This window comes from Wenyingzhuangia aestuarii, from assembly GCF_011927765.1.
In the GTDB taxonomy this organism is placed as follows: domain Bacteria; phylum Bacteroidota; class Bacteroidia; order Flavobacteriales; family Flavobacteriaceae; genus Wenyingzhuangia; species Wenyingzhuangia aestuarii.
The window spans coordinates 173,280-180,096 of sequence record NZ_JAATJG010000007.1 but is presented as its reverse complement, the minus strand read 5'-3'; the positions used below and the strand labels follow the sequence as shown (position 1 = coordinate 180,096).

At 33.8% G+C, this 6,817-nt stretch carries 6 protein-coding genes; all 6 read left to right on the top strand.

Going from position 1 to position 6,817, the window contains the following annotated elements:
- The first annotated feature begins 194 nt into the window (after positions 1-194).
- Positions 195-983, top strand: coding sequence for an IclR family transcriptional regulator (locus tag GGR97_RS08780; RefSeq protein WP_167898142.1), 789 nt, complete (start codon positions 195-197; stop codon positions 981-983).
- 243 nt (positions 984-1,226) lie between these two features.
- Complete coding sequence (locus tag GGR97_RS08775; RefSeq protein ID WP_167898141.1) at positions 1,227-2,243, top strand: zinc-dependent alcohol dehydrogenase; 1,017 nt, start codon at positions 1,227-1,229, stop codon at positions 2,241-2,243.
- 19 nt (positions 2,244-2,262) lie between these two features.
- Positions 2,263-3,027 carry an SDR family NAD(P)-dependent oxidoreductase gene (locus GGR97_RS08770; RefSeq protein ID WP_317165747.1) on the top strand — a complete coding sequence of 255 codons (765 nt, stop codon included), beginning with the start codon at positions 2,263-2,265 and terminating at the stop codon, positions 3,025-3,027.
- A 27-nt stretch (positions 3,028-3,054) separates the two neighbouring features.
- Entirely contained in the window at positions 3,055-4,509 is a 1,455-nt protein-coding gene (gene aldA, locus GGR97_RS08765; RefSeq protein WP_167898139.1) for an aldehyde dehydrogenase, read from the top strand.
- A gap of 84 nt (positions 4,510-4,593) precedes the next feature.
- Positions 4,594-5,688, top strand: a complete 1,095-nt coding sequence (locus tag GGR97_RS08760; RefSeq protein WP_167898138.1) for a mandelate racemase/muconate lactonizing enzyme family protein — start codon at positions 4,594-4,596, stop codon at positions 5,686-5,688.
- 18 nt (positions 5,689-5,706) lie between these two features.
- On the top strand, positions 5,707-6,753 hold the full coding sequence (locus tag GGR97_RS08755; protein WP_167898137.1) for an aldose epimerase family protein: 1,047 nt from the start codon (positions 5,707-5,709) through the stop codon (positions 6,751-6,753).
- Positions 6,754-6,817 lie beyond the last annotated feature (64 nt).

Below are 6,817 nucleotides of genomic sequence, written 5' to 3'. Positions count from 1 at the left end.
GTTTTAAAAGGTCTAAAGTAAGTTCCAATACGAATAAATTTAAACCTCAAAACTAAAACTATCCTAATTCACACACAACTTTTGTGATTGATCCTCTTTAAACGCATTCCACTCCTTGACTTTTGACTTTTTTATTAAATGATAAGTTTCCGTAAATAATACTACTTTTGCTCATACAAAAGAATTAGAAGTAGATGAGTATTTTAAACGAAGAAAGCAAACCTGCATACAACGTACCCAACTTAGAACGTGGATTAATGATTATTGAATTATTGGCTACTTGTAAAGGAGGTTTAACGTTAGCAGAAATTATAGAAAAATTAGCTATTACTAAAACTTCGGCTTTTAGAATTATTAATACTTTAATTTTTAAAAATTATCTACAAAAAAACGAAACAACTAAAAAAATTACGCTTTCCAGAAAAATGTTGACTTTAGGTTTATCTGCAATGAACGAGCAAAGTATTGCAGAAGTTTCTATAGATATAATGAGAGCCACAAGAGATGAGTTAAAAGAATCTGTAATGTTGGGAATTATTTTGGGAGACAAAGGAACTATTTTAGAACAAGTAGCTTCATCGTACCCAGTAAAATTATTTGTAGAGCAAGGAACACAGTTTAGCTTACACAGTTCTGTAGGTGGAAAATCTATTTTAGCTCATTTGCCAGAAAATGAAATGAATGCCATTGTAGATCAAATAGAGTTTACTCCTTTTACAGAAAACACCCTAGTTTCTAAAGAAGTGTTTAAAGAACAATTAAAACAAGTTAAAAAAATAGGATACGCTGTAGATAATGGAGAAGATATTCAGGGGATTAATTGTGTTGGAGCTCCTGTTTTTAACGAATATGGTGTTCCCGTAGCTGCTATTTGGATTACAGCACCCCATGGTAGATTACCTTCTAAAGACTTTGATAAAAAAGGTGAAGTAATAGCAAAATACGCGAAGGAAATTTCTTTAAAATTAGGTTTTGTAGGGTAGTTTTTTTCTTAAAAATATTAAATAAGAAGTTCATAAATAGTTGTTTAGACAATTGTTTATGAGCTTTTTTATATTTAGAGCCCTTTGTTTTAGTGGGTTTTGTTGATGATAACAATGTCAAATATGAAACTAATTTCATATTTGACATTTTTTTATGGAATAAAGTGAGTTTTTTACAATTAATTGTATATTTGTTCCAAATAAGAAACTAGTTCCTTATTTGGAATCTAATAATTTTTTAAGATGATAGCAACAGTATATAAGGGTGATAAAACCTTTGATGTAATTGAAAAGGAAATTGAGCAACCTCAAAATGGAGAGGTTAGAATTAAAGTAGCATACTCTGGAGTTTGCGGTACAGATGTACACATCTACCATGGTATGATGGACAAAAGAGTAGACATGCCACAAACAATTGGTCACGAAATGTCTGGAGTGATTGATGCTGTTGGAGAAGGGGTAGTAGACTATGTGGTTGGAGATAAAGTTGTTGTTCGTCCTTTAGATGATAGAAAAGTAAAAGCATCAGATAAAGGATTTAATCACATCTGTGAAGAGTTAAAATTTATTGGGATTGATAGCCCGGGATCTATGCAACAATACTGGAATGTACCTGCATTTACTTTACACAAATTACAAGAGTCTACAGATTTAAAATTAGCTGCTTTAATAGAGCCGTTATCAGTAGCTGCGCATGATGTGCGTTTAAGTGGATTGGTAAAAGGTGAAACTGCTGTTGTTTTAGGAGGTGGGCCTATTGGTTTATTAGTTGCAATGGTGGCTAAAGAAGTAGGAGCACAAGTAATTATTTCTGAAGTAAATCCTACTCGTATTGCAAAAGCTAAAGAATTAGGTTTTGATGCTGTAAGTCCTTTAGAAGTAGATTTGGTAGAATATGTAAAAAGCAAAACAGAAGACAGAAGAGCAGATGTTGTTTTTGAAGTAGCTGGAGTACAGCCTGCTTTGGATGTTATGTGTGAAGTAGCTGGAATTCGTGGTAGAATTGTAATGGTAGCTATTCATGGGGTTAAAAAAGAAATTGATTTGTTTAAATTTTTCTGGAAAGAATTAAAGTTAATCGGAGCTCGTGTCTACGAAAAAGAAGATTATGAAAAATCAATCCAATTAATTACTGCAAACGAATTGCCATTTGAACAAATGATTACAGATGTTCAACCATTATCTAAAATTCAAACTGTATTCGAAAACATCGATAAAAATCCTGATGGATTAAAGGTGTTAATGGATTGTCAATTATAAAAAGTAAATCATCATGAGTATATTAAATAAATTTAGTTTAGAGGGAAAAACAGCTTTAGTAACAGGTTGTAAAAGAGGAATTGGAATGGCAATGGCTGTTGGTTTGGCTGAGGCTGGAGCAAACATTATTGGAGTTTCGGCATCTTTAGAATTAAGCGGTAGTGCAGTTTCTAAAGCGGTAGAAGCTACAGGAAAGTCTTTTAGCGCTTACCAATGCGATTTTTCTGATAGAAAATCTTTATATGCATTTATTGCAGAGGTAAAAAAAGAGCATCCACAAATAGATATTCTAGTAAATAATGCAGGTACAATTTTACGTGCACCTGCTGCCGAGCATCCAGATGAAATGTGGGATAAAGTGATTGAAGTAAATCAAAATGCTCAATTTATCTTAACCAGAGAAATTGGAAAAGAAATGGTAAGTAGAGGACACGGTAAAGTAATTTTTACAGCTTCTTTATTAACATTCCAAGGAGGAATTACTGTACCAGGATATGCTGCAAGTAAAGGAGCAATTGGTCAGTTAACTATGGCTTTTGCTAACGAATGGGCAGGTAAAGGAGTAAATGTAAATGCAATTGCACCAGGTTACATTGCTACAGATAATACAGAAGCATTAAGAAACGATCCAGTAAGATCAGAATCTATCTTATCAAGAATACCAGCCGGAAGATGGGGTGAAGCAACTGACTTTGCAGGACCTACAGTTTTCTTAGCATCAGAAGCAGCTGCTTATATGAACGGTACCGTTATGTTAGTAGACGGTGGATGGATGGGAAGATAAATCTATAACTAACTAAAAACTAAAAATATGTCACAGGTAAAAGAGTATCAGTTATTTATTAACGGAGAATGGAGAACATCAACTTCAGGACAAACCATAGATATCATAAGTCCATCTACAGAAGAAGTAGTTGCAAAAGTGCAAAATGGAACCGCAGAAGAAGCTATTGAAGCTTTAGAAGCTGCTGACAAAGCACAAAAAGAATGGAAAAAATTACCAGCTCGTGAACGTGCTGATTTATTATACAAATTAGCGGATGAAATTGAAGCTAATACAGAAGAATTAGCTCAGTTATTGGTTAAAGAACAAGGAAAACTTTTAAAAGTAGCTCGTTTTGAAGTAGCAGTTGGAGCTTCTTTTATTAGATACGCTTGTGAAGGAGCTAGAAGAATTGAAGGAGATATTATTCCTTCAGACAATCCAAATGAGCAAATCTGGATTCAAAAAGTACCAAGAGGAGTAGTTGTTGCTATTACCGCATGGAACTTTCCGTTCGCATTAGCAGGACGTAAATTAGGACCTGCTTTAGTAGCAGGAAATACCATTGTAATTAAGCCTACATCAGAAACTCCATTGGCAACTTTAGAGTTAGGAAACTTGGCAAACAAAGTTGGAATTCCAGCAGGGGTTATCAACATTTTAACAGGACCAGGTAGAGCAATGGGGAATGCATTGGTAGAGAGCCCTATTTGTAAAATGGTTACCATGACAGGTTCTACACCTGTAGGACAGCAAATTGCACGTAACGCAGCAGACAATTTAACACATGTTCAATTAGAATTAGGAGGTAAAGCCCCTTTTATTGTTTTTGCTGATGCAGATATTGATGCAGCAGTTGATGCAGCTTTACATTCTCGTTTTGACAATTGTGGACAAGTTTGTACTTGTAACGAACGTATGTATGTGCACGAAGAAATTTATGATGTGTTTATGGAAAAATTCTTAGCAAAAGTTGCTAAGATAAAAGTAGGTGATCCAATGTTAGAAGATACGGATATGGGACCTAAAGTAAATGCAAATGAATTAAAGCACATGGAGCACTTAGTAGAAGTTTCTGTAAAAGAAGGAGCTACCATTGCTGCAGGAGGTAAAAGACCTGAAGGTGCTGAGTTTGAAAAAGGATATTGGTTTGAGCCAACGGTTTTAACCAACGTAACACAAGATATGACAATTGTACACGAAGAATCTTTTGGACCAATTTTACCAGTGTTAAAGTTTAGTTCTTTTGAACAGGTTATTGGTTTTGCAAATGATTGTGAGTACGGATTAGCTGCGATGGTGTTTACAAACGACATGAACACAATCATGAAATGTAACGATGAACTAGAATATGGTGAAATCTATGTGAACAGAGGTCATGGTGAACAACACCAAGGTTTCCACAACGGATACAAATTATCAGGTTCTGGTGGTGAAGATGGTAAATATGGTTTTGAACAATATTTAGAAAAGAAAACTTTCTACATCAAACACAAAGCATAAGAAATATTTAAGAGTACTAGCTGTTGGGTTCCTGTTTTTTTGGTTTACAGTCCCAATGGCTTTACTCTCTTTTAACATACAATTATGAGTACAAAAATTTTAAACATAAAAACACAGTTGTTTACAGTGCCGTTACCAGAGGTAATGTCAGATGCTAAACACGGTGATCATTATCATTTTGAGTTAGTTACCGTAACTATTACTTTAGAAGATGGTAGCCAAGGTACAGGATATACATATACAGGTGGTAAAGGTGGTTTTGCTATTAAAGCCATGGTAGAACACGATTTTACAAATGTATTAATTGGTAAAGATGGTACAGATGTAGAAGGTATTTATGACTTTTTAGAATGGCATATTCATTATGTAGGTCGTGGAGGTATTGCCTCTTTTGCTATTTCTGCAGTAGATATTGCCTTGTGGGATATTCGTTGTAAAAAAGCAGGACAACCCTTATGGAAAATGGCTGGAGGAGCAGGAAATACTTGTAAAGCTTACTGTGGTGGAATTGACTTAATGTTCCCTATAGAAAAGTTGTTAAATAACATGAAAGGTTATTTAGAAAGAGGTTTTAATGCTGTAAAAATTAAAATTGGTCGTGAAAATTTACAAGAAGATTTAGACCGTATCAAAGCTGTTAGAGAATACATTGGTCCTGATGTAACTTTTATGGTAGATGCAAATTATTCTATGACCGTAGAAAAAGCAATTAAAGCGATTGAAGGGTTTAAAGAACACAATATTACTTGGTTTGAAGAGCCAATTATTCCAGATAATTACAAAGGTTTTGGTGAAATTGCCGATGCTACAGGTTTTCCTTTAGCAATGGGTGAAAACTTACATACCATTCACGAATTTGAATATGCATTTGACCAAGCAAAATTATCTTTTGTACAGCCAGATGCTTCTAATTGTGGAGGGGTAACAGGATGGTTGGCTGCTGCTAGATTAGCAGATAAGCATGGAATTCCAGCTTGTTCTCACGGTATGCAAGAACTACACGTAAGTTTGGTTTCTGCTCAGCCTAATTCAGGTTGGTTAGAAGTACATAGTTTTCCTATTGATGAATACACAACAAGACCTTTAGTAGTAGAAAATTACAGAGCAGTGGCTCCAGACTATCCTGGTGTAGGAGTTATTTTTAACTGGGAAAAATTAGCACAATACGAAGAAAAATAAAATTTAAAAGTAAAATTGATGAAAACAACAGTATCAAAATTTGGAACCTATCAAGGTCAAGATATAGCATTATATAGCATTAAAAATAACAATGGAGTAGAAATTAAAATCAGCAATTTTGGAGCTACTGTAACCACTGTAAATGTGCCAAATGATAAGGGAGAAATAGAGAATTTAGCTTGTGGTTTTGATCAGTTTGAAAATTATTTTTCTAAAAGTTATACAGACAATGCTCCTTACTTTGGTGGAACTGTAGGGAGATATTGTTCTCAAATTAAAAACTCAAAATTTACATTAAACGGTAAAGAATATCCTTTGGCAGCTAACTGCGGCGATAATAATTTACACGGAGGTGTTGTTGGGTTTGATAAAAAAGTTTGGGACGTAAAAATTATAGATACAGATCTTGTATCAGGTGTTGCCATGTCTTTAGTAAGTAAAGATTTGGAAGAAGGTTTTCCTGGAAATGTAACCGTAACTGTAACTTTTACTTTAAATGATCAAAATGAGTTTGCTATTAATTATGTAGCAACTCCAGATCAAGATACTCCATTGGCATTAACCAATCATACTTATTTTAACTTAAATGGGTTTTCAACTTCTATAGAAGGTCACAGTGTTAAAATTAACGCGAGTAATAAATTAGCCATGGATGAAACAGGAGCTGCTCTGGGAGCTGTTGTAAATTTAAATGGAGAAAATGATGATTTAAGAACTTCTAAAATTATCAAAAATGTACACACTGCCATGAATGATGGTTTTGAACATTATTACATTTTTGACAAAGAGAATTTTCAATTAGAAAAAGTAGCAGAAATTTCATCAAACATTACATCAAGAAAATTAGAAGTATCTACTTCAGAACCTGGAATGTTGTTCTATACAGGTAAATATACTTCTGATGAAATACAAAGAGAAAACGGACAACAATTTGGAAAGTACAGAGGTTTTTGTTGTGAAACACACAGATTCCCTAACGGACCAAACATAGAAAATTCACCAAAATCTATTACCAAAGCAGGTGAAGAATTTAAAAGTACTACTATTTTTAAATTTAGCTGGTAATACAAATCAACCTTGTTTTTAGTAAAACTTAGATTTTTAGAATTGCTAATGACAACATTTAATA

Bases quoted from the DNA above. Each gene is read 5' to 3' on its own strand.
- GGR97_RS08780 (WP_167898142.1), top strand. From the start codon at position 195: ATGAGTATTTTAAACGAAGAAAGCAAACCTGCATACAACGTACCCAAC.
- GGR97_RS08775 (WP_167898141.1), top strand. From the start codon at position 1,227: ATGATAGCAACAGTATATAAGGGTGATAAAACCTTTGATGTAATTGAA.
- aldA (WP_167898139.1), top strand. From the start codon at position 3,055: ATGTCACAGGTAAAAGAGTATCAGTTATTTATTAACGGAGAATGGAGA.
- GGR97_RS08760 (WP_167898138.1), top strand. From the start codon at position 4,594: ATGAGTACAAAAATTTTAAACATAAAAACACAGTTGTTTACAGTGCCG.
- GGR97_RS08755 (WP_167898137.1), top strand. From the start codon at position 5,707: ATGAAAACAACAGTATCAAAATTTGGAACCTATCAAGGTCAAGATATA.